We start from the raw sequence: 26,613 nt of genomic DNA, 5'->3' as shown, positions 1-26,613 counted from the left end.
AGCGTCCGCCGGCGGCCCCGTCGTCCAGGTCCCAAGCGGACCGGCCACCACCGATTCCGGTGGGTGGCGCATGCCTGGTCACGCGGACACCCGCACTCCGCTGACCTTCCATGGGCTCGGCCTACCCCGCCCACCAAAGCCGAGCCCTCCGCCGCGCGCCCGAGACCCCATCCCACGGGCGCGCGGCGGCCCGCCACAGCTCCCGCGTCAGACCTTGCGCCGCCGGGTCGATCCCAGACTGGCGGCCACGATGCAGACGATCGCCCCCCACTGCTGCGCGTGCAGGACCTCGTTCAGCAGCATCACGCCGATCAGCGCCGCCACGGCCGGCTCCAGGCTCATGAGGATGCCGAACACGTGCTTGGGCATCCGCCGCAGCGCCTGGAGTTCGAGCGAGTACGGGATCACCGACGACAGCAGCCCCACGCCGAGCCCGATCAGCAGCAACTCCGGCTGCAACAGCTCCGCCCCGCCCGTCGCGATGCCGACGGGGGCGACCACCAGGGCCGACACGATCATCGCGAACGACAGCCCGCTCGTCCCGGGAAATCGCTGCCCGGCCGCCGCCGACAGCAGGATGTACCCGGCCCAGCCGACGGCCGCCAGCATCGCGAACCCGATGCCGAGCCAGCTCACCGACGCCGACTGCCCCCATGGCGCCAGCAGCACCACACCCGCGCCCGCCAGGCCGATCCACAGCAGGTCGATCCTGCGCCGCGAGGCCGCCACGGCCACCCCCAGCGGCCCCAGGAACTCGATGGCCACCGCGATCCCCATCGGCAGCCGCGACAAAGCCTCGTAGAACGTCAGGTTCATGAGGGCGAGCGTCACCCCGAACCCGATCCCCACCGCCCAGTCGCGCCAGGACAGGCCCTTCAGCCGGGGCCGGACGAGCGCCCCCATGATCAGCGCCCCGGCCGTGATCCGGAGGAACACCACCGCGCTCGGCGGCAGCGCCGCGAACAGCTCCTTCGCGAACCCGGCGCCCAGCTGCACCGAGACGATGGCCAGCAGCACGAGCCCGGACGGCGGGATCGAGTCGGCGGCCGTGCGCAGCAGGTTTCCCGGCCTGGGCAGGCCGGAGCCGCGATCGAAGGGATCGTCGAGGGCGAACGCGGTCACAGGACTCCTCACGGGCTTCAGGGGATGACGGTCAGAGCGTACTCGTGGCCTGCGACATGACCCGACATAGGGTGTTCTGGATGGCTCTTGGATCATTGATCGTATGAAGTCCCCCACGAGTCTCGCCCGGCCGCCGCTGGCCCTGTCCGCGGCCTCGTTCGTCAGCAGCTTCGACCGCTTCGCCGTGAGCCCCATGCTCGTGCTGATCGCGGTGGACCTGAAGGTCCCGCTGTCCGCCGCCGTCGCGGCCGCCAGCGGCTACTACCTCGCCTACGGGCTCACCCAGCCGCTGTGGGGGCTGCTGTCCGACCGGTTCGGCCGGGTGCGGGTGATGCGCGGGACGCTGTTCGGCGCGGCGCTGGCGGGGCTGGCCTCGGCGCTGATGCCGGTCCTGGGGGCGCTGGTGGTGGCCAGGATCGTGACGGGCGCCTGCTTCGGCGCGGTGATCCCGACCGGGCTGACGTACGTGGGCGACACCGTGGAGCCGTCGACCCGGCAACGCGCGCTGACCGATCTGATGGGCGCCGCCGCCCTCGGCACGGCCCTGGCCACCGGGCTGAGCGGGGTGCTCGCGGGCCTGGTGGACTGGCGGGTGGCGTTCACCGTGCCCGCCGCCTGCGCCCTGGCCTGCGCGCTCGCGCTGCGCTCGCTGCCGGAGCCGTCCCGCTCACTCCCGCACGGCCGGGGGTTCGGTGTCGGCCGGTACCTGGGCGCGGTGCTCGGGCACGGCTGGGCGCTGCTGGTGTTCGGGCTCGCGTTCGTCGAGGGCGCGATCATGCTCGGCGCCATGCCGTTCCTGGCCACCGCCCTGGAGCACGCGGGGTACGCCGCCGCCGTGGCCGGGCTCGCCATCACCGCGTACGGGCTGGGCCTGTGGTTGTTCACGAAGCTCGTCAGGCGGCTGTCGGGGCGCTGGCCCACTCCCGCGTTGATGACGGTGGGCGGGGCGCAGCTCTGCGCCGGGTTCGCGATCGTCGCCGTGCACGTGGACATGGCCACCGTGGCGGTCACGGCGCTGCTGCTCGGCGGCGGCTGGTCCTTCCTGCACTCCTCGCTGCAGACGTGGGCGACGTCAGTGGTGCCCGAGGCCAGGGGGACGACGATCGCCTTCTTCGCCTGCGCGCTCTTCGTGGGCAGCGCGGTCGCGTCGTGGGCGGCCGGCCCGCTGGCCGAGCACGGCCGCTACGCCCTGCTGTTCGGCCTGGCGGCCGCCGCCGCGATCCCGCTGACGGCCGCGGCCGCGCTCACCAGGCGTCGTTACGGCACCCTGCACGGCGAGCTGCCCCGGACCGGGTGAGCCGAGCTACTCCCAGCGGAACGTACGCGAGACCAGACCCAGCGACAGCACCGCCCACACGGCCAGCACGGCCAGCGGGCCGAGGGGCAGCGCGGCGCCCTGAGAGAGGACCGCGCGCAGGCCGCCGGTCAGGGCGGAGATGGGCAGCAGCTCCAGGACCTGGCGCATGCCCTCGGGGAACTTCGACAGCGGGAAGATCACCCCGCCGGCCCCCAGCAGCAGCAGGTAGACGAGGTTGGCGGCGGCCAGGGTGGCCTCCGCGCGCAGGGTGCCGGCCATGAGCAGCCCCAGCCCGCTGAAGGCCGCCGTGCCCAGCACGATGAGCAGCGCCGCGCTCAGGAACGACCCGTGCGGCCGCCACCCCAGCGCCAGGCCGACGCACACGATCACCACGGCCTGGATGACCTCCACGGCCACCACGGCGGACGTCTTGGCGAGCATGAGCCCGGCCCTGGACAGCGGGGTCGCGCCCAGCCGCTTCAGCACGCCGTAGCGGCGCTCGAAGCCGGTCGCGATGGCCTGGCCGGTGAAGGCCGTGGACATGACGGCCAGCGCCAGCACGCCGGGCGCCAGGAAGTCGATGCGCCTGCCGCCGCCGATGTCGATCAGCGGCGCCAGCGAGAACCCGGTCAGCAGCAGCACCGGGATGATCAGGGTGAGCAGCAGCTGCTCGCCGTTGCGCAGCATCGCCCGGATCTCCGCGCCCGCCTGGGCGAGGACCATCCGCGGGAACGGCGCCGCCCCGGGCGCGGGCGTGAAGTCCAGCGCGATCTGCCCGGCGGGCGCGCGCTCCGATCCGGTCATCGCAGCTCCCTGCCCGTCAGCTCCAGGAAGACGTCCTCCAGCGTGCGGCGCTCGATGCGCAGATCGTCGGCCGTGACGCCCTCGGCCGCGCACCAGGCGGTCACCGTGGCCAGCAGCTCGGGACCCACCTGACCCTCGATGATGTAGTGCCCGGCGGGCGACTCCTTGGCCGCGCTGCCCGTGGGGAGCGCGTTGAGCAGCTCCTCCAGCGCCAGCCCCGGCCGGGCCCGGAAGCGCAGCTGCCGCTCGGCGCCCGTCAGCGAGGCCGGGCTGCCCTCGGCCACCACCCGCCCCTTGTCGATGATCACCACCTGGTCCGCCAGCCGCTCGGCCTCGTCCATGTGGTGCGTGGTCAGCACCACCGACACGCCCGCCCCGCGCAGCTCGCCCACCAGCTCCCAGCAGGCGTGCCGGGCCTGCGGGTCGAGCCCGGCCGTCGGCTCGTCGAGGAAGACCAGCTCGGGCCGCCCGACGACGGCCGCGGCCAGCGAAAGCCGCTGCTGCTGCCCGCCCGACAACCGCCGGTAGGGGGTGCGTACGTGATCGGCCAGCCCCAGCCGCGTCAGCAGGGCTCCCGCGTCGAGGGGACGGGCGTAGAAGCGCGAGACCAGGCGCAGCCATTCGGCGCAGCGCATGGCGGGCGGCACGCCGCCCGACTGCAGCATGACCCCCACCCGCGGCCGCAGCTCGGGCAGCGTGGGCGTCAGGCCGAGCACGCGGACGGTGCCCGCGTCGGCCCTGCGGAACCCCTCGCAGATCTCCACCGTGGACGTCTTGCCCGCGCCGTTGGGCCCGAGCACGGCGGTCACCGCGCCCCGCTCGGCGCGCAGCGTGAGGCCGTCCACGGCCGTGATGCCGCCGTAGCGTTTGACCAGGCCGATGATCTCGACGGCTGGGGACTCCATGGCCACGAGTTTAGGGACTGGGGCAGGCAGTTCGAGCCGCAGGTGGGGTTGGCCGGATTTGGACATGTCTTGACCCGGCCATTTCCCAGAAAGGCGCCAACAGAGGTGAAAGTCTGACGACGAGCTCCATGTAGCAGGAGGGCGCAATGGCGCAACGCAGTGGGTACGACCCGGGGGTCCCGTGCTGGGTGGACCTGTCCAGCACCGACGTCGAAGCTTCCGCCCGGTTTTACGGTGAGGTCTTCGGCTGGCAGTCCGACATGATCGACGACCCCGAGGCCGGTGGCTACGGGATGTTCCTTTACCAGGGCAGGCAGGTCGCGGGGCTGGGGCCGGTCATGGGCGCGGGGTCGCCCTCGTTCTGGAACATGTTCGTCGCCACCGACGACGCCGCCGCGCTCGCCGAGCGCGTCAGGAACGCCGGCGGCGCCGTCACCATGGAGCCGATGGCGGTCTTCGACGAAGGCGTCATGACGGTCTTCCAGGCCCCTGACGGCTCGTACGCGGCCGCCTGGCAGGCGGGCAACCACCACGGCGCGCAATTGGTCAACGAGCCCGTCTCGTTCTGCTGGAACGAGCTGGTCACGCGCGACCCGTCGGCCGCCGAGAGCTTCTACCCGGCCGTCTTCGGCTGGATGCCGCGGCTGCAGGAGATGGACGGGATCAAGTACACCGAGTGGCAGATGGGGGAGCGGGCCGTCGCGGGCATGGTCGAGATGTTCTCCGACTACCCGGCGGCGACGCCGTCGTTCTGGATGACGTACTTCGCGGTCGCCGACGTCGAAGCCACGACGGCCGCGGCCGAGGGAGCCGGCGCGAGCGTGCTGGTGCGGGGGATGGAGGCGCCGCCCGGCCGGTTCTCGATGCTCACCGATCCCCAGGGCGCGACGTTCTCCGTCATCCAGCTTCACGAAATCGCGTGAAATATCTGATGACCGGGAATTCGGAGGACCGGATCCTGGTTTGATCTCTCGGCCCTCGTGGGCCAAAGGCCTGCGAGGGAGAGGGGATCACGCATGTCCGTGGCGGCTGAAGCCACGTCCACGTCCACCATCGGGATCGAGCGGAGGGGGAGCAGCCGCGGGCTGCTGTTGGTGATCCTGGGCGCCTTGTCGGCGATCGGGCCCCTGTCCATCGACATGTACCTCCCGGCGCTGCCCGCCATCACCTCCGAGATGCTCAGCGCGCCGGCGCAGGTCCAGCTCACCCTCACCGCCTGCCTCATCGGCGTGTCCATCGGCCAGGTGATCGCCGGTCCGGTCAGCGACGTGCGCGGCCGCAGGACACCGCTGATCGTGGGCGTGGCCGGCTTCATGGTCGCCTCGCTGCTGTGCGCGTTCGCGCCGTCGGTGCCCATGCTCATCGCCTTCCGCCTGCTGCAGGGCGTGCTGGGCGGCGCGGCCCTGGTGATCGTGCGGGCGGTCGTCCGCGACCTGTACGACGGCGCCGCCATCGCCCGCATCTTCGCCACGCTCATGCTGGTCAGCGGCCTGGCGCCGATCCTGGCGCCCATCGCCGGCGCGCAGCTGCTGGAGTTCACCTCGTGGCGCGGCGTTTTCGTGGCGCTCAGCGTCGCCGGGATCGTGCTGCTGCTGGCCGTCCTGGGGGGCGTGCGCGAGACGCTGCCCGCGGCCGAGCGCGAGAGCGGCGGCCTCAAGCACACGGTCGGCACGTTCGGCAGGCTCCTGCGCGACCGGACGTTCATGGGCACCGCGCTGACCGCGAGCCTGGCGTTCGCGGCCATGTTCGGCTACATCTCCGGCTCGCCGTTCGTGCTCCAGGAGGTGTACGGCGCCACGCCGCAGCAGTACTCGCTCATCTTCGGGCTCAACGCCTTCGGCCTGACCGCCATGGCCCAGCTCGGCGGCCGGCTGTCGGGCCGGGTGCCGCCGGTGACCCTCGTGATCACCGGGCTCGCCGTCGCGCTGACCGGCGCCTCGCTGCTGCTGACCGCCGCGCTCACCGGGCTCGGCCTGTGGGGCATCGTGGGCGGGCTGTTCGTCATCATGCTCGGCCAGGGCCTGGTCATGCCGGCCACCGGCGCGCTGGCCCTGGCCAGCCAGCCCGCGCAGATCGCCGGCAGCGCCTCGGCCCTGCTCGGCGTGCTGCAGTTCGCGCTCGGCGCGGCCGCGGCCCCGCTGGTCGGTCTCGCGGGCGCCACCAGCGCCGTGCCGATGGCCTGCGTGATGCTGGGCCTCATCCTTTGCGCAAGCCTGACCTTCGCCTTCCTGCGGAAGAGTTAGGTAAGGCTACCCTGCGTGAGAAATTCCATTCCCGGGCTGCTCAGATCCGTTTGTGAACCGGGAAGGAATTACGGCACACTGATGTTGTGAAAAACATGCCAGGGATCGAGCCAGGAAGCGAGCGGAGCACGCGTGCCCGCGTCGCCCGGCTGATCCTTGAGCATGGTCCCGTCGCGGCCGCCGCGCTGGGCGAGCGGCTGGGGCTCACGCCCGCCGCCGTCCGCCGTCACCTGGACGCGCTGCTGGCTGACGGAATGATAGAGCCTCGCACGGTCGGGCCGCGCGGGCAGCGCGGGCGCGGACGCCCCGCCAAGCTGTTCGCGATCACCGACGCGGGGCGCAGTGCTTTCGAGCACGCCTATGACGACCTCGCCGGGAGCGCGCTGCGCTTCCTGGCCGAGCGCATGGGAGAGGAAGCGGTGGCCGACTTCGCCCGCCTGCAGGTCTCGAGCCTGCTCAAGCGGCTGGAGCCGGTCATGCGGACGGTGCCGGCGGACCAGCGCGTACAAGTGCTGGCGCAGGCGCTGTCGGCGGAGGGGTATGCCGCCTCGGCCAGCAAGGCCAAGTCGGGCGGCGACCAGCTCTGCCAGCACCACTGCCCGGTGGCCCACGCGGCTGCGGAGTTCCCGCAGCTCTGTGAGGCCGAGACGGAGGCGTTCGCGCAGCTGCTCGGCACCCCGGTGCAGCGCCTGGCCACCATCGCCCACGGCGACGGGGTCTGCACGACACATGTGAGCCCACAGTCGCTGGGTGAATCCGCACATAGAGACAAGAGCAAGGAGACCGGAAGGTGACTGTCACCGACCGCCCGGAGCTGGAAGGCCTCGGGAATTACAAGTTCGGCTGGGCCGACCCGGATGCCGCCGGGGCGGCGGCCAAGCGCGGCCTGTCCGAGGAGGTCGTCCGCAACATCTCCGCTCTGAAGAACGAGCCGGAGTGGATGCTCGACCTTCGCCTGAAGGGCCTCCGCCTGTTCGACCGCAAGCCGCTGCCCACCTGGGGCTCTGACCTCACCGGCATCGACTTCGACAACATCAAGTACTTCGTGCGCTCCACCGAGAAGCAGGCCGCTTCCTGGGACGAGCTGCCCGCCGACATCAAGAACACCTACGACAAGCTCGGCATCCCCGAGGCGGAGAAGCAGCGCCTCATCGCGGGTGTCGCCGCCCAGTACGAGTCCGAGGTCGTCTACCACAAGATCCGTGAGGACCTCGAGGAGAAGGGCGTCATCTTCCTCGACACCGACACGGGCCTGAAGGAGCACCCGGAGATCTTCCAGGAATACTTCGGCTCGGTCATCCCGGTGGGCGACAACAAGTTCGCCGCCCTCAACAGCGCCGTGTGGTCCGGTGGCTCGTTCATCTACGTGCCGCCGAACATCGAGGTCGAGATCCCGCTGCAGGCCTACTTCCGGATCAACACCGAGAACATGGGCCAGTTCGAGCGGACCCTGATCATCGTGGACGAGAACAGCTACGTCCATTACGTCGAGGGCTGCACCGCGCCGATCTACTCCTCCGACTCGCTGCACAGCGCGGTCGTCGAGATCATCGTGAAGAAGAACGCCCGCTGCCGTTACACGACCATCCAGAACTGGTCGAACAACGTCTACAACCTGGTCACCAAGCGCGCCGTGGCCTACGAGGGCGCGACCATGGAGTGGATCGACGGCAACATCGGCTCCAAGGTCACGATGAAGTACCCGGCCGTCTACCTGATGGGCGAGCACGCCAAGGGCGAGACGCTGAGCGTCGCGTTCGCGGGCGAGGGCCAGCACCAGGACGCCGGCTCCAAGATGGTGCACCTGGCGCCCAACACCAGCTCCAGCGTCATCTCCAAGTCGGTGGCGCGCGGCGGCGGCCGCACCTCCTACCGCGGTCTCGTGCAGATCGAGGAGGGCGCCCACGGCAGCGCCAGCACCGTCAAGTGCGACGCCCTGCTGGTCGACCAGATCAGCCGCTCCGACACCTACCCCTACGTCGACGTCCGCGAGGACGACGTCAAGATGGGCCACGAGGCCACGGTCTCCAAGGTCAGCGAGGACCAGCTGTTCTACCTCATGAGCCGCGGGCTCGACGAGGACGAGGCGATGGCGATGATCGTGCGCGGCTTCGTGGAGCCGATCGCGCGTGAGCTGCCCATGGAATACGCGCTCGAGCTCAACCGGCTGATCGAGCTGCAGATGGAAGGAGCCGTCGGCTGATGGGCCTGAACGAGAAGCCCTTGTCGACCTTGCACGAGAAGGCGTCCTACGAGCTGGGCGACTTCGAGGTCCCGACCGGGCGCGAGGAGGCGTGGCGCTTCACGCCGCTCTCCCGCCTCAAGGGCCTGCACAGCGGCAAGGCCGAGGCCGTCGGTCACGTCCGGGTGGACGTCGACGCGGCGCCCGAGGTCACGGTCGAGACGGTCGGCCGCGACGACGCCCGGGTCGGCAAGGCCTTCGTGCCCACCGACCGGGTCAGCGCCCAGGCGTGGAACAGCTTCGAGAAGGCCACCGTCATCACGGTGCCGCGCGAGGCCGTCACCTCCAAGCCGACCGTGCTCACGCTCACCGGCTCCGGTGACGGCGCCGCGTACGGCCACATCGTGGTCAAGGTGGAGCCGCTGGCCGAGGCCGTGGTCGTGCTCGACCACAAGGGCAGCGCGGTCTACGCCGACAACATCGAGTTCGTCGTCGGGGACGGGGCCTCGCTCAGGGTCGTCAGCCTGCAGGACTGGGACGACGACGCGGTCCACGTCTCCCACCACCACGCGCAGCTGGCCAAGGACGCGACGTTCCGCAGCTTCGCGGTGACGCTCGGCGGCGACCTCGTACGCCTGTCGCCCAACGTGTCCTACACCGCTCCCGGCGGCGACGCCGACATGTCGGGCGTCTACTTCGTGGACGCCGGGCAGCACCTGGAGCACCGCCTGCTGGTCGACCACTCGCAGCCCAACTGCAAGAGCAACGTCGACTACCGCGGCGCCCTGCAGGGCGAGGACGCGCACGCCGTCTGGATCGGCGACGTGATCATCAGGGTCGAGGCCGAGGGCACCGACACCTACGAGCTCAACCGCAACCTCATCCTGACCGACGGCGCCCGCGCCGACTCGGTGCCCAACCTGGAGATCCTCACCGGCGAGGTCGCCGGGGCGGGGCACGCCTCCGCCTCCGGCCGGCTCGACGACGAGCACATCTTCTACCTCCAGGCCCGCGGCATCCCCTACGACGAGGCCCGCCGCCTGGTCATCAGGGGCTTCCTCGGCCAGCTCGTCGAGAAGATCGAGGTCGAGGAGATCCGCGAGCGCGTGCTGAGCGCGCTGGAGGCGGAGCTCGCGAGATGAGTTCGTTCGAGAAGGTCTGCAAGCTCGACGACATCCCCGACGGGGGAGTCATCGGGGTGGAGGTCGACGAGACGCCGGTGGCGCTCGTGCGCAAGGGCGGCGAGGTGTTCGCCCTGCGCGACGTCTGCTCCCACGCCGAGGTGAAGCTCAGCGAGGGCGAGGTCTACGACGGCACCCTGGAGTGCTGGCTGCACGGCTCGTGCTTCGACGTGCGCTCCGGCAAGCCCACCGGCCCGCCCGCGACCCAGCCCGTGAACGTCTACACAGTCAAGATCGACGGCGATGACGTGCTCGTCTCGCTCTCGAAGGAGTCATAACAACAATGTCCACCCTTGAGATCCGCGACCTCCACGTCGCCGTCGAGGACAAAGAAATCCTGCGCGGCGTCAACCTGACCGTCAACTCCGGCGAGACCCACGCCATCATGGGCCCCAACGGCTCGGGCAAGTCGACGCTCGCCTACGCGATCGCCGGTCACCCGAAATACACGATCACCGGCGGCCAGGTGCTGCTCGACGGTGTGGACCTGCTGGAGCTGTCGGTCGACGAGCGGGCCCGCGCGGGCCTGTTCCTGGCCATGCAGTACCCGGTCGAGGTCCCCGGCGTGTCGGTCTCGAACTTCCTGCGCTCGGCCGTCACCGCGGTCCGCGGCGAGGCGCCGAAGCTGCGCGAGTTCGCCAAGGACCTCAAGAACGGCATGGACGCGCTGTCCATCGACGCCGCCTTCGCCCAGCGCAACCTCAACGAGGGCTTCTCCGGCGGTGAGAAGAAGCGCCACGAGATCCTCCAGCTCGAGCTGCTCAAGCCGAAGATCGCGGTGCTCGACGAGACCGACTCCGGCCTCGACGTCGACGCGCTGCGCGTGGTGTCGGAGGGCATCAACCGCTTCCGCGCCTCCGGCGAGACCGGCGTGCTGCTGATCACGCACTACACCCGCATCCTGCGCTACGTGAAGCCGGACTTCGTCCACGTCTTCGCGGGCGGCCGGATCGTCGAGGAGGGCGGCCCCGAGCTGGCCGAGAAGCTCGAGGCCGAGGGCTACGAGCAGTACACGAAGGCATCTGCATGACACAGCTCAGCTTTGACGTGGAGAAGATCAGGAAGGATTTCCCGGTCTTCTCCCGCGAGCTGCCCGACGGGCGCCCGCTCGTCTATCTCGACTCGGGCAACTCCTCACAGAAGCCCAACCAGGTCATCGAGACCATGCGTGACCACTTCGCGCTGCACTACAGCAACGTCGGACGGGCCATGCACGTGCTCGGCGCCGAATCGACCGACGCCTACGAGGGCGCCCGCGACAGAGTCGCCGCGTTCGTCGGGGCGCCGTCGCGCGACGAGGTGATCTTCACCAAGAACGCCTCCGAGGCGCTCAACCTCGTCGCGTACGCCTTCGGCAACCCCATCAACACTGATCCGCGCTTCACGCTCGGGGCCGGCGACGAGATCGTCATCTCCGAGATGGAGCACCACTCCAACATCGTGCCGTGGCAGCTGCTCGCGCAGCGCACCGGCGCGACGCTGAAGTGGTTCGGCGTCACCGACGAGGGACGGCTCGACTACGACCCGTCCGTGATCACCGAACGGACGAAGATCGTCTCGATCGCCCACCAGTCCAACGTGCTCGGCACCGTCAACCCGGTCGCCGAGGTGGCCAGGCGGGCGCACGAGGTCGGCGCGCTGATCATGCTGGACGCGTCGCAGTCCGTGCCGCACCACCCGGTCAATGTCACCGAGCTGGGCGCCGACTTCGTGGCCTTCACCGGCCACAAGATGGTCGGCCCGTCGGGCATCGGCGTCCTGTGGGGCAAGGCCGAGCTGCTCGACGCCATGCCCCCGTTCCTGGGCGGCGGCGAGATGATCGAGGCGGTCTGGATGGACCACTCGACGTACGCGCCGGTGCCGCACAAGTTCGAGGCCGGCACGCCGCCGATCGTCGAGGCCATCGGGCTGGGCGCGGCCGTCGACTACCTCACCGAGGTCGGCATGGAGGCCATCGAGGCGCACGAGCGCACGCTGACGGCCTACGCGCTCGACGCCCTGCGCGAGGTGCCCACCCTGCGCCTCATCGGGCCCGACTCGCTGGAGCAGCGGGGCGGCACGGTGTCGTTCACGCTGGCGGGCATCCACCCGCACGACGTCGGCCAGATCCTCGACGACCAGTTCGGCGTCGCCGTACGCGTCGGTCACCACTGCGCGCGTCCCCTGCACCTACGCTTTGGAATACCGGCGACCACGCGGGCGTCGTTCTACCTGTACAACACCACGGGCGAGATCGACGCTCTGGTCCGCGGCCTCCATCACGTTCAGAAGGTGTTCGCATAGCCATGATCGGCGAGTCGATGTACCAGGAGCTGATCCTGGAGCACTACAAACACCCGCAGGGGCGGGGGCTGCGTGAGCCGTACGACGCCGAGGTTCACCACGTGAACCCCACGTGCGGCGACGAGATCACGCTCAGGGTGAAGGTGGGCGACGGCGGCAAGGTCCTGGACGTCTCCTACGACGGACAGGGCTGTTCGATCAGCCAGGCCGCCGCCTCGGTGCTGCACGAGCTCACCACCGGCTCGACGGTCGAGGAGACGCTCTCCGTGGTCGACGAGTTCACCAGGCTGATGCAGGGCAGGGGACAGGTCGAGGCGGACGAAGAGGTGCTCGGCGACGCGGTCGCGTTCGCGGGCGTGGCCAAGTTCCCGGCGCGTGTCAAATGCGCGCTGCTTTCGTGGATGGCCTACAAGGATGCGGTAGTGAGGAGTGCCCGATGAGTAAGCCGGTGGAGACTCCGACCGACTTCGACGGCGAGACCACCGTCGAAGAGGTCATGGAGGCGCTCAAGGACGTCGTGGACCCCGAGCTCGGCATCAACGTGGTCGACCTGGGCCTCATTTACGGGCTCAACCTCGACCCCGCCGACGGCGCGCGGCCCGTGGCCACCATCGACATGACGCTGACCAGCGCGGCCTGCCCGCTGACCGACGTCATCGAGGACCAGGCCCACTCGGCGCTCGACGGCATGGTGTCCGACGTCAAGATCAACTGGGTCTGGCTGCCGCCGTGGGGCCCGGACAAGATCACCGACGAAGGGCGCGATCAGCTCCGTATGCTAGGATTCAATGTCTGATCTTTTCTGTTGAAACGGCTGATGTTGACTCGTCAGCCGTTTCAGCGTGCCATAGAGGGTTGCGGAAGGTCCGGGCCCGTCCGGGGAATTTCAGATAGCATCCCGGCGTTGGTACCAAACGCACCTGACGTCTCATCGCGCGTCTGCATCGCCTGCGGCCGGTGCCCGGTGTGTTCCCCCCTTAAATGATTTGACCCGCCCGTACGGCGGGTGACCAGAACCCCTGTGCGGCGTGCGCCGCACGTCCCGGCTCGTCCTTTCGCAGAAGTGACGTGCCACTTCGACTGAAAGGCACGACTTTCGTGACCATGCTTGACGCTGTCATGCCCGCGTTCGACGAGACCGCCGGTGCGGCGGGCTCCGACTCGCCGGCCCCTTCCGGCCAGACGGCCTCGGCCTCTGGCAGAGACGCCGACCCGAGGCCGTCGGAGTTCGAGCTGCTCGGCCTGCCCAAGCCGCTCATCACCGGGCTGGCCAAGCAGGGCATCGACAGCCCGTTCCCCATCCAGAGCGCGACCATTCCCGACGTGCTCGCCGGCAACGACGTGCTCGGCCGCGGCCAGACCGGCTCCGGCAAGACGCTCGCGTTCGGTCTGCCCACCATGGCCCGCCTCGCGGGCGTGCGGCCGGCCCCCGGCCACCCCCGCGCGATGATCCTCGTGCCCACCCGTGAGCTCGCGCTCCAGGTGCACGACGCGCTGGAGCCGCTCGGCCGCGGCCTGGGCCTGCGCATGAAGGTCGTCGTGGGCGGCATGTCCATGGGCAAGCAGATCGAGGCGCTGCGGCGCGGCGTCGACATCGTCATCGCCACGCCCGGCCGGCTCGGCGACCTCATCCGGCAGGGTGAGTGCTCGCTCGCCGACGTCGAGGTCAGCGTCCTGGACGAGGCCGACCACATGTGCGACCTCGGCTTCTTCCCCGTCGTCACCGACCTGCTCGCGCAGACCCCGGCCGACGGGCAGCGGCTGCTGTTCTCCGCCACGCTCGACGGCGACGTCGACAAGCTGGTGCAGCGCTTCCTCAAGAACCCGATCACCCACTCCGTGGCCCCCGCGACCTCGCCGGTCGACACCATGGAGCACCACGTGATGCAGGTCACGCGCGACGAGAAGTTCGACGTCATCGCCGAGATCGCCAACCGTGAGGGCCGTACGATCATCTTCGTCCGCACCCAGCACGGCGTCGACCGGCTCTGCAAGCAGCTGGCCAGGGTCGGCGTCAAGTCGGGCGGCCTGCACGGCGGCAAGCGCCAGAACCAGCGCACCCGCATCCTCGCCGAGTTCCGCGAGGGCGCCATCAACGTGCTCGTCTGCACCGACGTCGCGGCGCGCGGCATCCACGTCGACAACATCAGCCTGGTGCTGCACGTGGACCCGCCCCAGGACCACAAGAGCTACCTGCACCGGGGCGGCCGCACCGCCCGCGCCGGTGAGAAGGGCACCGTGGTCACGCTGGTGCTGCCCAGCGAGCGCCGCTCCACCGACGCGCTCACCCGGCGGGCCGGCATCCACCCGTTCCGCCTGAAGGCCACGCCCGGTCACCCGCGGGTGGCCGAGGTGACCGGCGCCCGCATGCCGAGCGGCGAGGCCATCCCGGTCTGGGAGCCGGACGTGCGCAAGCCCCTGCGTCCCCGCCGTGAGGGCGGCGGCGGTCAGGGCGAGCGCCGCAACGGCCGCCGCCCCCGCCGCGACTTCGACGGCGACCGCCGCCCCCGGCGTCACGAGGACGGCGAGCGCTCGTTCGGGTCGGGCGAGGACCGTCGTCCGCGCCGTCACCAGGACGGCGAGCGTTCCTTCAACTCCGGTGAGGACCGTCGTCCGCGCCGTCACCAGGACGGCGAGCGTTCCTTCAACTCCGGCGAGGACCGTCGTTCCCGGCCGCACGCCGAGGGTGAGCGGCCGTTCGGGCGCTCGCAGGAGCCGCGCACCTTCGGGGACGACCGGCGCCGTGACAGCGGGCCGCGCGGCGGCTACCGCTCGGACGACCGGCCGTTCCGCCAGGACGACCGCGGCCAGCGCGGTGGCGGCGGCTACCGTTCGGACGACCGCGGCGGACGCTACGCCTCCGACCGCAGCCGCCCGTTCTCGGCCGACCGCGATCGTGGCCCCCGCTCCGACGAGCGCGGCCCGCGCGACGGTTACCGCTCCGGTGGTGGCCGTTCGGACGAGCGCGGCCCGCGCGACGGCTACCGCTCGGGCGGCGGCCGTTCGGACGAGCGCGGCAACGGCGGCGGCTACAGCCGCAACTCGGGCCGTCGCTTCGAGCGCTGACCCGCCGCTTCATCTCCCACCCGCCCGCCGGACCCCGCAAGGGGTGCGGCGGGCGGTGTCATTTGCCGTAGAGTCGCGCTTGGCGACATATATGAACCGGTAAATCCAAGGGGCGGTCGATGAAGCGACCCACGATCGACGACATCGCGCGCAGGGCCGGCGTCTCGAAAGGGGCCGTGTCGTTCGCGCTGAACGGCCGTCCCGGCGTCTCCAGCGAGACGCGCCGCCGCATCCAGGCCATCGCCGCCGAGCTGGGCTGGCAGCCCAACAGCCTGGCGCGGGCCCTGTTCGACGGCCGGCCGGACGTGCTGGGCCTGGTCGTGGACCGCCCGGCGCGCACGCTGGGGCTGGAGCCGTTCTTCATGCAGCTGATCTCCGGCATCGAGGCCACGCTGTCGGCCGCGTCCGTGGGGCTGCTGCTGCAGATGACCGAGGACCACGAGGCCGAGATCGCGATCTACCGCAAGTGGTGGGCGCAGCACCGGGTCGCCGGGGTGTTCGTCGTGGACCTGCGGGTCGAGGACGCCAGGATCGCCGTGCTGGAGGAGCTGCGGCTGCCCGCCGTGGTCATCGGCGGCCCCGGCGGGACCGGGCGGCTGCCCGCCGTGTGGATCGACGACGGCGGTGCGCTCGCCGCCGTGATCGAGCACCTGGCCGGGCTGGGGCACCGCAGGATCGCCAGGGTCGCCGGCCCCGAGGAGCTCATGCACACCGGCGTCAGGACCGCCGCCATGCGGGCCGCCGCCGCCCGGCTGGGCGTCGAGAGCGTCACCGTGTACGCCGACTACGGCGGCGAGAGCGGCGAGCGCGCCACGCTCGACCTCCTGCGCGGGCCGGACCGGCCCACCGCCATCGTGTACGACAACGACGTGATGGCGGTCGCGGGCACCGCCGCCGCCCGCGAGGCCGGGATCTCGGTGCCCGGCGAGCTGTCCGTCGTGGCCTGGGACGACTCCGCCCTGTGCCTGCTGGCCCGGCCGCACCTGACGGCGGTCAGCCGGGACATCGCCGCCTGCGGCGCCCACGCCGCCCGCGCCCTGCTCGATCTGGTGCGGGGCCGCGAGGTGACCGACGCGCGGCAGGCCAACCCGCGCATGGTCAGCAGGGGCAGCACCGCGCCCGTACGTGAACCCGTTCAGTTAATGGTCGGAAACATTGAAACTAAACGGGTTTAGTGATGCGATTGCCATTCCCGCTGCTCGAGCCCGGAGGGTTGATGAGCCCGTTCCGCCCCCTTCATGAAGCCTGGACCGTCCGCTCCGCGAGCGGCGACGTGCGGGCCCCGGCCACCGTCCCAGGTTGCGTGCACACCGACCTGCTCGCCGCGGGGCTGATCCCCGACCCCTACCTCGACGACAACGAGACCCACCTGGCCTGGATCGGGCGCACCGAGTGGCGTTACGAGACGGAGTTCTCGTGGGACGGCACCGGGCACGAGCACGTCGACCTCGTGTGCCAGGGGCTCGACACCGTGGCGGCCGTCGAGCTCAACGGCGTGCGGGTGGGCGAGTCCGCGAACATGCACCGCTCGTACCGGTTCGACGTCCGCCACGCGCTGCGGACCGGGAGCAACCGGCTGACGGTCACGTTCGGATCGGCGCTCGAATACGCCGAGCGGCTGCGGGAGGAGCTCGGCCACCGGCCGGGCGCCTACACCCAGCCCTACAACTTCATCAGGAAGATGGCCTGCAACTTCGGCTGGGACTGGGGCCCGACGCTGATCACGGCGGGCATCTGGCGGCCGATCGGGCTGCACGAGTGGAGCGGGGCCAGGATCGCCGAGGTCCGGCCGCTGGTGACCGTCGAGGACGGGACGGCCAGGGTGGACGTGCACGTCCGGGTGGAGAAGACGGGCGCCGCCGAGGTGAGCGCGGCGATCAAGGGGGTGACGGCCCGCGCCGTGATCCCCGAGGACGGCGACGAGGCCGTGCTCACGCTGGAGGTGCCCGACCCGGAGCTGTGGTGGCCGCGAGGGTACGGCGAGCAGCCGCTCTACGAGCTCGAGGTGACGGCCGGCGAGGACGTGTGGCGCCGCGAGATCGGGCTGCGCGAGGTGCGGCTGCGTACCGAGGACGGCGCGTTCACCCTGGCCGTCAACGGGGTCGAGGTGTTCGTCAGAGGGGTCAACTGGATCCCCGACGACTGCTTCCCCACCAGGGTGGGCCGCGACCGCTACGCCGCCCGGCTCGCCCAGGCCTGCGAGACGAACGTCAACCTCGTCCGCGTGTGGGGCGGCGGCCTGTACGAGAGCGAGGACTTCTACGAGCTGTGCGACCGGCTCGGGCTGATGGTCTGGCAGGACTTCCCGTTCGCCTGCGCCGCCTACCCCGAGGAGGACCCGATCGGGGCCGAGGTGGAGGCGGAGGCGCGCGAGCAGGTCGCCAGGCTGAGCGCGCACCCGAGCCTGGTCCTGTGGTGCGGCAACAACGAGAACATCGAGGGCTACGCCGACTGGGGCTGGCAGGAGCCGCTCCAGGGACGTAGCTGGGGAGGCGGCTTCTACCTGGAGACGCTGCCGCGCGTCGTGGCCGAGCTGGACCCGACCCGCCCGTACTGGCCGGGCAGCCCCTACTCGGGCTCCATGGACCTGCCGCCCAACGACCCGGCCCGCGGCACCATGCACATCTGGGACGTGTGGAACGAACGCGACTACACCGTCTACCGCGACTACCGGCCGCGCATGGCCGCCGAGTTCGGCTTCCAGGGGCCCGCCGCGTACGCCACGATCCGGCGGGCGATCAGCGACGAGCCGCTGCTGCCCGACTCCCGGGGCCTGCTGCACCACCAGAAGGCCGTCGACGGCAACCTCAAGCTGGCCGCCGGGCTCAAGCCGCACTTCCCGGTCCCCGGGACCTTCGACGACTGGCACTACCTCACCCAGGTCAACCAGGCGCGTGCCATCCAGCTCGGGGTGGAGCACTTCAGGGCCCTGTGGCCGCACTGCGCGGGCAGCGTGGTGTGGCAGCTCAACGACTGCTGGCCGGTCACGTCGTGGTCGGCCGTGGACGGGGACGGGCGGAGGAAGCCGCTGTTCCACGCGCTGCGCAGGGCGTACGCCGATCGGCTGCTGACGGTGCAGCCGCGCGACGGCGGGATGGCGCTGGTCGCCGTCAACGACAGCGCGCGGCCGTGGCGGGCGTCGGCGCGGGCCGTACGGCACGGCTTCGACGGCAGCGTGCTCGCGGCGCAGGACCTCGCGCTGGACGTGCCGCCCCGGGCGGTCGTCACCCTGCCGCTGGCCGCGCCCGTCGCCGAGCCGGGCGACCCGGCGAGCGAGCTGATCACCGCCGCGATCACCGGGCCGGACGACCCAGCGGGCGAGCCGATCGCCGCCGTGATCACCGAGCTGGACGACCGGGCGGGCGAGCCGATCACCGCCGGGATCACCGCGCCGGGCGGTGGCGACCCTGCGGTGGCGCGGGCGCTGTGGTTCTTCGCGCCCGACCGGGACCTGCGCCTGCCCGAGCCGCGTTACGACACCGCGGCCGAGGCCGTCCCCGGCGGGCTCCGGCTGACGGTCACCGCGCGCACGCTCCTGCGCGACCTGGCCGTCTTCCCCGACCGGCTGGACCCGGCCGCCGAGGCCGACGACCAGCTCGTCACGCTGCTGCCGGGCGAGCGGGCCGAGTTCCTGATCGACACGGCGGGCCTGGACGAGCAGGCCCTCGTCCGCGTGCCGGTGCTGCGCTGCGTCAACGATGTGGTGGTGGAAGCATGAGGCGGTACGGGTTCAACCTGCAGTGGATGTTCTGGAAGGACCCCGGCGTGAAGCCCGCGCCCGTCGATGAGCGGGTGCTGGACGCGATCGCCGCGTGGGGCTTCGACTTCGTCCGCATGCCGTGCGACTACCGCTTCTGGACCGACGGGCTCGACTACGCCCACCCCGACGAGCGCGTGCTCGAGGTGCTGGACGCCTACCTCGGCGCCTGCCGCGAGCGCGGCCTGCACCTCTCGCTCAACCTCCACCGCGCCCCCGGCTACGTGATCACCGGGTGGGAGAGCGAGCACCACAACCTCTGGGCCGACCGCGAGGCGCAGGATGGCTTCGCCGCCATCTGGACCGGTTTCGCCCGCCGCTACCGGGGCGTGCCCGGCGACGAGCTCTCGTTCGACCTCGTCAACGAGCCGCCCTCGGTGGGGGAGCGGGGCTTCACCAGGGCGGCGCACGAGACGGTGATCCGCCGCGTGGTGGCGGAGATCCGGCGGGCCGACCCGGACCGGCCGATCGTGATCGACGGGCTGGGCGGCGGCCACCTGGCAGTGCCGGAGCTGGCCGACCTCGGCGTGGTCCACAGCACCCGCGGCTACGCGCCGATGAGCGTCAGCCACTACCGGGCCGAGTGGTGGCCCGGCTCACAGGGCCTGGCCGAGCCCACCTACCCCTGCGACTACCAGGGACGACGCTGGGACCGGGCCGCGCTGCGCGACTTCTATGCCCCGTGGCGCGAGGTGGCGGGGCAGGGTGTGCCCGTCCACGTGGGCGAGTTCGGCTGCTACGACCACACGCCGAACGACGTCGCGCTGCGCTGGCTGTCCGACGTGCTCGGCGTGTTCGCCTCGTTCGGCTGGGGATACGCGTTGTGGGAGTTCCAGGGGCCGTTCGGGGTGATCGGGCACCGGCGGCCCGGTGCGCGCTTCGAGCAACTCGACGGGTTCCCGGTGGACCGGGACCTCCTGGAGCTGCTCCAGGCGCACCGGATCAGCCCTTGAGGCCGCTGAGGGCGATGCCGCGGGTGAAGTACTTCTGGAAGATCACGAAGAAGACGATCGTCGGGACCGACGCGAGCAGCCCGCCCGCCATGATCGCGCCTTGGTGATCGGGTCCCACGTAGTAGGAGTTGAGCCTGGCCAGAGCGACGGGTATGTTCGCCATCTCGTCGCTCTGGACGATGATGAGCGGCCAGAGGAAGTTGTTCCACTCCGCGAGCACGATGAAGATCGACATCGCGGCGAGCGCCGGCCGCAGCAGCGGCAGCACGATCTTCCACCAGATCCGCCACTCCCCGGCGCCGTCCACCCTGGCCGCCTGGATCAGCTCGTTCGGCAGCGACTGCAGGAACTGCACCAGGAAGAACAGCACGAACGCCTTGGCCAGCGCCGGCACGATGTAGGCGGCGTAGTTGTCCAGCCAGCCCAGGTTCCGCATGATCACGTAGTTGGGGATCAGCGTCGTCTGCCAGGGCACCATCATCGACGCGATGATCAGCAGGAAGATCGTCCGCCGGCCCTTGATGTCGTGCTTGGAGATCACGTACGCGGCCAGCGAGCAGATCAGCAGCGACCCGGCGGTGATGGCGGTGGTGATGACGAGGCTGTTGAGCATGAACCGCCAGAACCCCATGTCCACCTGGTATCGCTGGAAGATGCCCGCCAGGTGGCCCGGGTTGATCCCGTTGGGGCTCCACTCCGTGTCGTAGAAGTTGGCGACCGTGGGGGACTGCGGCACGAACGACGGCGGCGTCCTGGCCAGCTCCCTCGGCGGCTTGAACACCGTGATGAGCAGCCAGTAGAACGGCGCGATCATCGTCAGCGCCAGCAGGTAGAACGGCAGGCGCAGCAGATGCCCGTTGATCTTCGCGCGCCGGCTGCCGCCCGCCGGGGCCGCGTGCCGGGACGGCTGCGGCGCGGGGGCGATCGTGTCCATCGGGGCGACGGCCATCACAGCTCCTTCATGGCGCGGCCCACGCGCAGGTTGACGAGGCTCAGCACGAAGATGATCAGGAAGAGGACCCAGGCGATCGCCGAGGCGTAGCCCAGCCTGAAGTGGGTGAATCCCTGGTCGTAGAGGTAGGGGACGATCATCAGGCCCGAGTCGAGCACGCCGCCGATGGTGTTGGCGCCCGACGAGAAGACGATGTAGACGGCCTCGAACACCTGGAAGGCGCCGATCAGGCCGGTCACCACCACGTACGTGGTGACGGGACGCAGCAGCGGCAGGGTGATGTGGCGGAAGCGGTGCCAGGTCGAGGCGCCGTCGATCTTGGCGGCCTCGTAGTACTCCTCGGGGATCGAGCCGAGGCCGGCCACGTACAGCACCATGCCGTAGCCCATGCCGCCCCACACCGACATCACCACCAGGATGGGGATCGTCAGCCCCGGCGTGGCCAGCCAGGCCACGGCCTTGCCGCCGAACCAGCCCACGATGGTGTTGGCCAGGCCCACGTCGCTGGGGTAGAGGACCCACTTCCACATCAGCATGAGCGCGATGGAGGAGGTCACCGACGGCAGGAAGAACACCGTGCGCATGATCCGGTGCAGCCAGCTCGTGCCGCTGAAGGCCAGCGCGAGGCCCAGCGACAGCAGCGTGCCGAGCACGACCGACGCGACCACGTACAGGGCCGTGTTGCCCAGCGCGTGGCGGAACCTGGCGTCCGAGGCCAGCTGCTGGAAGTTCTCCAGGCCGGTGAACGCGGCGGGGTTGATCCCGTCGAACTTCGTGAAGCTCAGATAGAGAGAGTTGGCCAGCGGCCAGATCAGAAAGCCCGCGAACAGCGCGAGGAAGGGCAGCAGCATCGCGTACGAGGTGCCGTAGCGGCGCAGCCTGCTGCGCAGGGGGATGGGGGAGGCCATGTCAGACTCCTAGGTCATCGGGGGGCCGGACCGGGACATGCCGGTCCCGGCGAGCGGCTAACCGGCGTTGCGCTCCATGACCTTGGCGGCCTCCGCCAGCGCGGTCTTGGCATCCGACTTGCCCAGGATGACCGACTGGAGCTGCTTGGTCACGTCCGGCGCGCTCTCGTCCCAGCCCGGGCAGCCCGGCGCGGCCTTGCCCGTCTTGATCGACGCCTCGAACACCTGAGCCTGCTCGGGCGCGAACACCGAGCCGTTCACGATCTTGTCGGCCCGCGGTGAGATGTAGGAGATGTTCCGCTTCCTGGCCTCGTCCGAGATCGCGGCGATGGCCTCGTCGCTGTACATGAACTTGACGAAGTCCGCGCCCGTCTCGACGTACTTGCTGAAGGAGGTCACGCCGATCGCCCGGCCGCCGATGAACGCGGTCGGCCCGGCGGGCCCCGCGGGGATCGTGGACATCGCCCACTTGCCCTTCAGCTTCGGCTTGTTGATGTCGATGCCCTTGGCGATCCAGTTGCCCGCCACCACCATCGCGGTGCCGGTGTCCAGCGCGTCGGAGCCCTCCACGGTGGCGGTCGGCGCGCCGTGCTTCTTGTACAGGTCGGCCCAGTACGTCAGCGCCTTCTCGGCCTCCGGGGTGTTGAGCGAGGGCTTGCAGTCGGCGGTGTAGAACGAGCCGCCCGCCTGGTAGAGGTAGTTGAAGTAGCCGATCCAGTCCAGGTTGCCCCAGTCCTGGCTGTAGGGCTTCTTCACGCCGGCGGCCTTGAGCTTGTCGATGGCCGCGGTCAGCTCCTCCCAGGTCTTGGGCGGCTCGACCTTGGCCTTCTCCAGCAGATCGGTGCGGTAGTAGAGGGCCAGGGTCGACATGTCCAGCGGCACGCCGTACACCGAGCCGTCAGGGGAGATGGCCGACTCCCACTGGGCGGGCAGCGCCTGCGCCTTGAGCGAGTCGGCGCCGTACTTGCGCAGGTCCACCATGGCGCCCCTGGTGCCGAACTGGATGGTCCAGGTCATGCCGCCGGAGATGACGTCGGGCCCGTTGCGACTGGTGGCCGCGGCCAGCAACTTGGCGTACGCGTCGCTCCACGACAGGGTCTGCACCTTGACCGTCACGTTCGGATGCTTCTGGTGGTAGAGGTCGGCCGCCTTCTGGAAGGTCGCGGTCTCGTCGTCTCCGCCCGTGGACCAGAAGGACAGGGTCGCGGGGGCGTTCTGGTCTGCCTGCTTGGTCTGCGTCTGGCCGCTCGTGGCGCAGGCCGCGCTCAGGACCGTCAGCAGGACCGCGCTGCACGCTGCCATCGTTCGTCGCATGGGGCTGTCCGATCTATCGGTCGGATGGGCGCCGGGACTCCCCTGCGAAGGGCGTGCGGATGTGCGAGGGCATCCCCACGACTGGCGCCCAAATTCAATGGTGTAGGGATCTCACCACTTAAACGGGTAAGTTACAATAGCCAGCCTTGGAGATTGCTGAAATGTTTCCCCTTATGGAGCCGCTGACCTGTGGCTACATCGCCCGTGAAACGGTTCGGTCACGGCCCGCGGGGGCGGTGCTGCCCCGGGGCAGCAGGCGCGCCGGCGGCCCCTCCGGGCTCCCCGTCTCCCCGCTGCCGATCAGCCGGAGCAGGGTCTGGGCGGCGTGCGCGCCGCAGGCGGGGATGTCCCTGGTCACCGCGGTCAGCGACGGCCGCACCACCTGGGAGAGCGGCGAGTCGTCCCAGCCCACGATCGACAGCTCGGCGGGGACGTCCAGGCGCATCTCCTGGGCGACCGACAGCCCCGCCACCGCCATGATGTCGTTGTCGTAGACGATCGCGGTGGGCCTGGCCCGGGAGCTGAGCAGCCGCCTGGTCGCGCGGGCGCCCTGCTCGCCCGTGTAGTCGGTGTGGACGACCGGATGCTCGCCGACGCCCGACTCGGCGCAGAGCTCCGCGAACGCCTCGTCCCTGATCCTGGTGTGCAGCAGCTCCGGCAGCCCGGCCACCCTGGCGATGTGCCGGTGGCCGAGCGCCGCGAGATATTCGACCACCTCGCGCAGCACGGCCACCTCGTCCGACCACACCGAGGGCAGCGAGCCGGTGCCCGACGGGTGGCCGGTCACCACCGCCGGCATGCCCAGCCGCTCGACCACCGGGATCCGGGGGTCGTCGGTGTGCAGGTCGACCAGGATCGCGCCGTCCACCCGGCCCTCGCCCCACCAGCGCCGGTAGACCGCGATCTCGGCCTCGTGGTCGGCCACCACCTGCAGCATCAGCGCGCACGAGCTGGCCGCCAGCTCGCCCTCGATGCCGCTGATCAGCTCCATGAAGAACGGCTCCACGCCGAGGAAGCGCGCCGGGCGGCACAGGACCAGGCCGATGGCGTCGGCCCTGGCGCCGCTGAGCGAGCGCGCGGCCACGTTGGGCCGCCAGCCGATCTCCTGGGCGATCGCCTGGATGCGCGCCCTGGTCTCGGCGGAGACACCGGGCTGGCCGTTCAGCGCGTAGGAGACAGCCCCCTTGGACACGCCGGCCCGTCTGGCGATGTCGGCGATCGTTGGCCTCTTCACCCCGTGCTCCTCTCTGAAACTTTCACTGAACCGTATCAGCGATAACCGCGGCCCTCCTGGCGCCGAACGCTCGCCCTCCCGCGACCGGATGATCGCGCCGGCGCGATCACCGTTACGGTGAGGGCACCCCGATGTGTCCTCCAGGAGTGCCGATGTTCGTAGACATGCCACTCGCCCGGCTACGCGAGTATCTCCCCGAACGCGCCGAGCCCGCCGACTTCGACGCCTTCTGGGAGCGCACGCTCGCCGAGGCCCGCACCCACGACCTCGCCCCCGAGTTCACCCCCGTGGCCTCCCCGCTGACCACCGCCGAGGTGTTCGACGTCACCTTCGCCGGCTTCGGCGGCCATCCGATCAAGGGCTGGCTGCTCGTCCCGCGCCAGGCCGCCGGGCCGGTGCCGTGCGTGGTCGAGTACCAGGGCTACGGCGGCGGACGCGGGCTGCCGATCGACTGGCTGCTCTGGCCCAGCCTCGGCTACGCCGTCTTCGCCATGGACAGCCGGGGCCAGGGGGCCGGCGGGTGGCGGCGCGGCGACACCGCCGACCCCTATCCCGGCTCCGGCCCCACCACACCCGGCGTCATGACCAGCGGCATCCACGACCCGGACGCCTACTATTACCGGCGGCTCTACACCGACGCGGTGCGCGCGGTCGAGGCCGCCAGGGCCCACCCCCGGGTGGGCACGGTCGCGGTCGGCGGCGCCAGCCAGGGCGGGGCGATCGCGCTGGCCGCTTCGGCGCTGGTGCCCGGCCTCGCCTGCGCCTTCCTGGACGTGCCGTTCATGTGCCACATCCGGCACGCCACGGAGATCACCGGCGAACATCCGTACGCCGAGATCGCCGCCTACTGCCGGGCGTTCAAGGAGAAGGTCGAGCCCGTCTTCGAGACCCTGGCCTACTTCGACGGCGTCAACTTCGCCGCCCGCGCCGCCACGCCCGCCCTCTTCTCGGTCGGGCTGCAGGACGGGATCACGCCGCCGTCCACGGTGTTCGCCGCCTACAACCACTACGCCGGGGAGAAGGACATCAAGGTCTACCCGTACAACGGGCACGAGGGCGGCGAGTCCGCGCACGCCATGGAGCGGATCGCGAGGGCCAGGAAGGCGCTCGGCTGAGAACGCCCCGGCGGCCCATTGGTGAGGCCGTCTCGCGTGGCGGACGCGGGGCGGCGTCACCCTCTCACGCAGACTAGGCTTGACAAGCACGTCAGCCGACCGACGAGAGAGACCATGAAGACCTTCGAAGAGCTGTTCGCCGAGCTGTCCGAGAAGGCCAGGACCCGGCCCGAGGGCTCGGGCACCGTGGCCGCCCTCGACGCCGGCGTCCATGCCATCGGCAAGAAGGTCGTCGAGGAGGCCGCCGAGAGCTGGATGGCCGCCGAGCACGAGTCAGACGACAGGGCCGCCGAGGAGATCTCCCAGCTCCTCTACCACGTGCAGGTGCTCATGATCGCCAAGGGCATCGGCCTCGACCAGGTCTACAAGCATCTCTAGGGCGCCCGGCGCCCGCCACCAAGCCCCTGGAGAAGCAACAGCGAGACAGATCGAGGACCCGAACATGCTGCGTCTGGCAGTACCCAACAAGGGCTCGCTCAGCGAGGCGGCCCAGAACATGCTCAAGGAGGCCGGTTACCGGCCCCGCAGGGACAGCAAGGAGCTCGTCGTCGTCGACGAGGCCAACGGCTGCGAGCTGTTCTTCCTGCGACCCCGCGACATCGCCGTCTACGTCGGCGAAGGCACGCTCGACGTCGGCATCACCGGCCGTGACATGCTGGTCGACTCCGGCGCGCCGGTCGAGGAGATCATGCCGCTCGGCTTCGGCGGCTCCACCTTCCGGCTGGCCGCCGCGGCCGGCACGATGACCTCGGCCGCCGACCTCAACGGCCGCCGCATCGCCACCTCCTACGCGGGCCTGCTCGACAAATACCTCTCCGACGAGGGCGTAGACGCCCGCGTGATCAAGCTCGACGGCGCCGTCGAGACCGCCATCCGGCTCGGCGTGGCCGACGCGGTGGCCGACGTCGTCGAGACGGGCACCACGCTGCGCAACGTCGGCCTGGAGGTGTTCGGCGAGCCGATCATGCGCTCGGAGGCGGTGCTGATCAAGCAGCAGAGCTCGCCCGACACGCCCGCCGCCCAGCAGCTCGTCCGCCGTATCCAGGGAGTCGTGCACGCCCGCGACTTCGTGATGATGGACTACGACATCCGGGCCGAGCGCATCGAGGAGGCCATCGCCCTCACCCCCGGCATGGAGGGCCCCACCGTCTCCCCGCTGCACCGCGAGGGCTGGGTGGCCGTGCGCGTCATGGTCCGCCGCCAGGGCCACCAGCTGGTGATGGACCAGCTCTGGGACATCGGCGCGCGGGCGATCCTGATCACCGACATCTACGCCTGCCGCGTGTGACGTCCGGCC

General features: G+C 70.6%; 25 protein-coding genes. 18 read left to right on the top strand and 7 right to left on the bottom strand.

Annotated elements, in window-relative coordinates; translation table 11 throughout:
- Positions 1–207: 207 nt before the first annotated feature.
- Positions 208–1,122 carry an EamA family transporter gene (locus AB0J87_RS28725; RefSeq protein WP_363970026.1) on the bottom strand — a complete coding sequence of 305 codons (915 nt, stop codon included), beginning with the start codon at positions 1,120–1,122 and terminating at the stop codon, positions 208–210.
- A gap of 103 nt (positions 1,123–1,225) precedes the next feature.
- Between AB0J87_RS28725 and AB0J87_RS28720 the strand changes: the two genes are divergently transcribed.
- Positions 1,226–2,419, top strand: coding sequence for an MFS transporter (locus AB0J87_RS28720; protein ID WP_363970024.1), 1,194 nt, complete (start codon positions 1,226–1,228; stop codon positions 2,417–2,419).
- Positions 2,420–2,425: 6 nt separating this feature from the next.
- Here AB0J87_RS28720 and AB0J87_RS28715 read toward each other — a convergent pair whose 3' ends face one another.
- Positions 2,426–3,223 (bottom strand): ABC transporter permease, encoded by a 798-nt coding sequence (locus AB0J87_RS28715; RefSeq protein ID WP_363970022.1) that lies wholly within the window; start codon positions 3,221–3,223, stop codon positions 2,426–2,428.
- Positions 3,220–4,128: an ABC transporter ATP-binding protein gene (locus tag AB0J87_RS28710; RefSeq protein WP_355200642.1), complete on the bottom strand. Its 909-nt coding sequence runs from the start codon at positions 4,126–4,128 to the stop codon at positions 3,220–3,222. Before AB0J87_RS28710 ends, AB0J87_RS28715 begins: the two co-directional genes overlap by 4 nt.
- Before the next feature lie 146 nt (positions 4,129–4,274).
- On the opposite strand from AB0J87_RS28710, the gene AB0J87_RS28705 reads away from it, so the two are divergent.
- The 14 genes from AB0J87_RS28705 to AB0J87_RS28640 all read left to right on the top strand — a co-directional run bounded on the left by AB0J87_RS28705 (position 4,275) and on the right by AB0J87_RS28640 (position 19,793).
- Positions 4,275–5,051 (top strand): VOC family protein, encoded by a 777-nt coding sequence (locus AB0J87_RS28705; RefSeq protein ID WP_363970019.1) that lies wholly within the window; start codon positions 4,275–4,277, stop codon positions 5,049–5,051.
- A gap of 93 nt (positions 5,052–5,144) precedes the next feature.
- Positions 5,145–6,371 carry a multidrug effflux MFS transporter gene (locus AB0J87_RS28700; protein ID WP_363970017.1) on the top strand — a complete coding sequence of 409 codons (1,227 nt, stop codon included), beginning with the start codon at positions 5,145–5,147 and terminating at the stop codon, positions 6,369–6,371.
- 95 nt (positions 6,372–6,466) lie between these two features.
- Entirely contained in the window at positions 6,467–7,165 is a 699-nt protein-coding gene (locus tag AB0J87_RS28695; protein WP_185079281.1) for a metalloregulator ArsR/SmtB family transcription factor, read from the top strand.
- Complete coding sequence (gene sufB / locus AB0J87_RS28690; RefSeq protein ID WP_350740043.1) at positions 7,162–8,574, top strand: Fe-S cluster assembly protein SufB; 1,413 nt, start codon at positions 7,162–7,164, stop codon at positions 8,572–8,574. Before AB0J87_RS28695 ends, sufB begins: the two co-directional genes overlap by 4 nt.
- Positions 8,574–9,695, top strand: coding sequence for a Fe-S cluster assembly protein SufD (sufD, locus tag AB0J87_RS28685; protein ID WP_363970015.1), 1,122 nt, complete (start codon positions 8,574–8,576; stop codon positions 9,693–9,695). Before sufB ends, sufD begins: the two co-directional genes overlap by 1 nt.
- Positions 9,692–10,012 carry a non-heme iron oxygenase ferredoxin subunit gene (locus tag AB0J87_RS28680; protein ID WP_350740049.1) on the top strand — a complete coding sequence of 107 codons (321 nt, stop codon included), beginning with the start codon at positions 9,692–9,694 and terminating at the stop codon, positions 10,010–10,012. Before sufD ends, AB0J87_RS28680 begins: the two co-directional genes overlap by 4 nt.
- A gap of 5 nt (positions 10,013–10,017) precedes the next feature.
- Complete coding sequence (sufC, locus tag AB0J87_RS28675; protein WP_363970012.1) at positions 10,018–10,764, top strand: Fe-S cluster assembly ATPase SufC; 747 nt, start codon at positions 10,018–10,020, stop codon at positions 10,762–10,764.
- Positions 10,761–12,017: a cysteine desulfurase gene (locus AB0J87_RS28670; protein WP_363970010.1), complete on the top strand. Its 1,257-nt coding sequence runs from the start codon at positions 10,761–10,763 to the stop codon at positions 12,015–12,017. The genes sufC and AB0J87_RS28670 overlap by 4 nt, the downstream gene beginning before the upstream one ends.
- A 2-nt stretch (positions 12,018–12,019) precedes the next feature.
- Positions 12,020–12,457: a Fe-S cluster assembly sulfur transfer protein SufU gene (gene sufU, locus AB0J87_RS28665; RefSeq protein WP_363970008.1), complete on the top strand. Its 438-nt coding sequence runs from the start codon at positions 12,020–12,022 to the stop codon at positions 12,455–12,457.
- On the top strand, positions 12,454–12,813 hold the full coding sequence (locus tag AB0J87_RS28660; RefSeq protein WP_350740061.1) for a metal-sulfur cluster assembly factor: 360 nt from the start codon (positions 12,454–12,456) through the stop codon (positions 12,811–12,813). The genes sufU and AB0J87_RS28660 overlap by 4 nt, the downstream gene beginning before the upstream one ends.
- Before the next feature lie 308 nt (positions 12,814–13,121).
- Positions 13,122–15,083 (top strand): DEAD/DEAH box helicase, encoded by a 1,962-nt coding sequence (locus tag AB0J87_RS28655; RefSeq protein ID WP_363970005.1) that lies wholly within the window; start codon positions 13,122–13,124, stop codon positions 15,081–15,083.
- A 119-nt stretch (positions 15,084–15,202) separates the two neighbouring features.
- A complete protein-coding gene (locus tag AB0J87_RS28650; RefSeq protein WP_363970003.1) occupies positions 15,203–16,258 on the top strand; it encodes a LacI family DNA-binding transcriptional regulator in 1,056 nt (351 codons plus the stop codon).
- A gap of 41 nt (positions 16,259–16,299) precedes the next feature.
- Positions 16,300–18,801: a glycoside hydrolase family 2 TIM barrel-domain containing protein gene (locus AB0J87_RS28645; protein WP_363970001.1), complete on the top strand. Its 2,502-nt coding sequence runs from the start codon at positions 16,300–16,302 to the stop codon at positions 18,799–18,801.
- Positions 18,798–19,793 (top strand): cellulase family glycosylhydrolase, encoded by a 996-nt coding sequence (locus tag AB0J87_RS28640; protein ID WP_363969999.1) that lies wholly within the window; start codon positions 18,798–18,800, stop codon positions 19,791–19,793. The genes AB0J87_RS28645 and AB0J87_RS28640 overlap by 4 nt, the downstream gene beginning before the upstream one ends.
- Here the strand turns inward: AB0J87_RS28640 and AB0J87_RS28635 are convergent.
- The 4 genes from AB0J87_RS28635 to AB0J87_RS28620 all read right to left on the bottom strand — a co-directional run bounded on the left by AB0J87_RS28635 (position 19,783) and on the right by AB0J87_RS28620 (position 24,201).
- Positions 19,783–20,742: a carbohydrate ABC transporter permease gene (locus AB0J87_RS28635; RefSeq protein ID WP_363969996.1), complete on the bottom strand. Its 960-nt coding sequence runs from the start codon at positions 20,740–20,742 to the stop codon at positions 19,783–19,785. The two genes, AB0J87_RS28640 and AB0J87_RS28635, sit on opposite strands and share 11 nt — an antisense overlap.
- Complete coding sequence (locus AB0J87_RS28630; protein ID WP_350740079.1) at positions 20,742–21,653, bottom strand: sugar ABC transporter permease; 912 nt, start codon at positions 21,651–21,653, stop codon at positions 20,742–20,744. Before AB0J87_RS28630 ends, AB0J87_RS28635 begins: the two co-directional genes overlap by 1 nt.
- A gap of 57 nt (positions 21,654–21,710) precedes the next feature.
- Entirely contained in the window at positions 21,711–22,955 is a 1,245-nt protein-coding gene (locus AB0J87_RS28625; protein ID WP_363969992.1) for an extracellular solute-binding protein, read from the bottom strand.
- 205 nt (positions 22,956–23,160) lie between these two features.
- Positions 23,161–24,201 carry a LacI family DNA-binding transcriptional regulator gene (locus AB0J87_RS28620; protein ID WP_363969990.1) on the bottom strand — a complete coding sequence of 347 codons (1,041 nt, stop codon included), beginning with the start codon at positions 24,199–24,201 and terminating at the stop codon, positions 23,161–23,163.
- Positions 24,202–24,353: 152 nt separating this feature from the next.
- On the opposite strand from AB0J87_RS28620, the gene AB0J87_RS28615 reads away from it, so the two are divergent.
- The 3 genes from AB0J87_RS28615 to hisG all read left to right on the top strand — a co-directional run bounded on the left by AB0J87_RS28615 (position 24,354) and on the right by hisG (position 26,604).
- Positions 24,354–25,316, top strand: coding sequence for an acetylxylan esterase (locus AB0J87_RS28615; RefSeq protein WP_363969988.1), 963 nt, complete (start codon positions 24,354–24,356; stop codon positions 25,314–25,316).
- Positions 25,317–25,430: 114 nt separating this feature from the next.
- The gene (locus AB0J87_RS28610; protein WP_192785690.1) at positions 25,431–25,694 is read left to right on the top strand and encodes a phosphoribosyl-ATP diphosphatase; all 264 of its coding nucleotides are present in this window, start codon (positions 25,431–25,433) and stop codon (positions 25,692–25,694) included.
- 64 nt (positions 25,695–25,758) lie between these two features.
- The gene (hisG, locus tag AB0J87_RS28605) at positions 25,759–26,604 is read left to right on the top strand and encodes an ATP phosphoribosyltransferase (protein WP_363969986.1); all 846 of its coding nucleotides are present in this window, start codon (positions 25,759–25,761) and stop codon (positions 26,602–26,604) included.
- The last annotated feature ends 9 nt before the right edge of the window (positions 26,605–26,613 follow it).

It is taken from the genome of Nonomuraea sp. NPDC049625 (genome assembly GCF_040675285.1).
Classification (GTDB): domain Bacteria; phylum Actinomycetota; class Actinomycetes; order Streptosporangiales; family Streptosporangiaceae; genus Nonomuraea; species Nonomuraea angiospora_A.
The sequence above is the reverse complement of the archived record's forward strand: the minus strand, read 5'-3'. Positions and strand labels throughout refer to the sequence as shown.

What these genes read in the sequence shown, in the direction of transcription:
- AB0J87_RS28720 (WP_363970024.1), top strand. Translation starts at nt 1,226, where the DNA reads ATGAAGTCCCCCACGAGTCTCGCCCGGCCGCCGCTGGCCCTGTCCGCG.
- AB0J87_RS28715 (WP_363970022.1), bottom strand. Translation starts at nt 3,223, where the DNA reads ATGACCGGATCGGAGCGCGCGCCCGCCGGGCAGATCGCGCTGGACTTC.
- AB0J87_RS28710 (WP_355200642.1), bottom strand. Translation starts at nt 4,128, where the DNA reads ATGGAGTCCCCAGCCGTCGAGATCATCGGCCTGGTCAAACGCTACGGC.
- AB0J87_RS28705 (WP_363970019.1), top strand. Translation starts at nt 4,275, where the DNA reads ATGGCGCAACGCAGTGGGTACGACCCGGGGGTCCCGTGCTGGGTGGAC.
- AB0J87_RS28700 (WP_363970017.1), top strand. Translation starts at nt 5,145, where the DNA reads ATGTCCGTGGCGGCTGAAGCCACGTCCACGTCCACCATCGGGATCGAG.
- AB0J87_RS28695 (WP_185079281.1), top strand. Translation starts at nt 6,467, where the DNA reads ATGCCAGGGATCGAGCCAGGAAGCGAGCGGAGCACGCGTGCCCGCGTC.
- sufD (WP_363970015.1), top strand. Translation starts at nt 8,574, where the DNA reads ATGGGCCTGAACGAGAAGCCCTTGTCGACCTTGCACGAGAAGGCGTCC.
- AB0J87_RS28680 (WP_350740049.1), top strand. Translation starts at nt 9,692, where the DNA reads ATGAGTTCGTTCGAGAAGGTCTGCAAGCTCGACGACATCCCCGACGGG.
- sufC (WP_363970012.1), top strand. Translation starts at nt 10,018, where the DNA reads ATGTCCACCCTTGAGATCCGCGACCTCCACGTCGCCGTCGAGGACAAA.
- AB0J87_RS28670 (WP_363970010.1), top strand. Translation starts at nt 10,761, where the DNA reads ATGACACAGCTCAGCTTTGACGTGGAGAAGATCAGGAAGGATTTCCCG.
- sufU (WP_363970008.1), top strand. Translation starts at nt 12,020, where the DNA reads ATGATCGGCGAGTCGATGTACCAGGAGCTGATCCTGGAGCACTACAAA.
- AB0J87_RS28660 (WP_350740061.1), top strand. Translation starts at nt 12,454, where the DNA reads ATGAGTAAGCCGGTGGAGACTCCGACCGACTTCGACGGCGAGACCACC.
- AB0J87_RS28655 (WP_363970005.1), top strand. Translation starts at nt 13,122, where the DNA reads ATGCTTGACGCTGTCATGCCCGCGTTCGACGAGACCGCCGGTGCGGCG.
- AB0J87_RS28650 (WP_363970003.1), top strand. Translation starts at nt 15,203, where the DNA reads ATGAAGCGACCCACGATCGACGACATCGCGCGCAGGGCCGGCGTCTCG.
- AB0J87_RS28645 (WP_363970001.1), top strand. Translation starts at nt 16,300, where the DNA reads ATGAGCCCGTTCCGCCCCCTTCATGAAGCCTGGACCGTCCGCTCCGCG.
- AB0J87_RS28640 (WP_363969999.1), top strand. Translation starts at nt 18,798, where the DNA reads ATGAGGCGGTACGGGTTCAACCTGCAGTGGATGTTCTGGAAGGACCCC.
- AB0J87_RS28635 (WP_363969996.1), bottom strand. Translation starts at nt 20,742, where the DNA reads ATGGCCGTCGCCCCGATGGACACGATCGCCCCCGCGCCGCAGCCGTCC.
- AB0J87_RS28630 (WP_350740079.1), bottom strand. Translation starts at nt 21,653, where the DNA reads ATGGCCTCCCCCATCCCCCTGCGCAGCAGGCTGCGCCGCTACGGCACC.
- AB0J87_RS28625 (WP_363969992.1), bottom strand. Translation starts at nt 22,955, where the DNA reads ATGGCAGCGTGCAGCGCGGTCCTGCTGACGGTCCTGAGCGCGGCCTGC.
- AB0J87_RS28615 (WP_363969988.1), top strand. Translation starts at nt 24,354, where the DNA reads ATGTTCGTAGACATGCCACTCGCCCGGCTACGCGAGTATCTCCCCGAA.
- AB0J87_RS28610 (WP_192785690.1), top strand. Translation starts at nt 25,431, where the DNA reads ATGAAGACCTTCGAAGAGCTGTTCGCCGAGCTGTCCGAGAAGGCCAGG.
- hisG (WP_363969986.1), top strand. Translation starts at nt 25,759, where the DNA reads ATGCTGCGTCTGGCAGTACCCAACAAGGGCTCGCTCAGCGAGGCGGCC.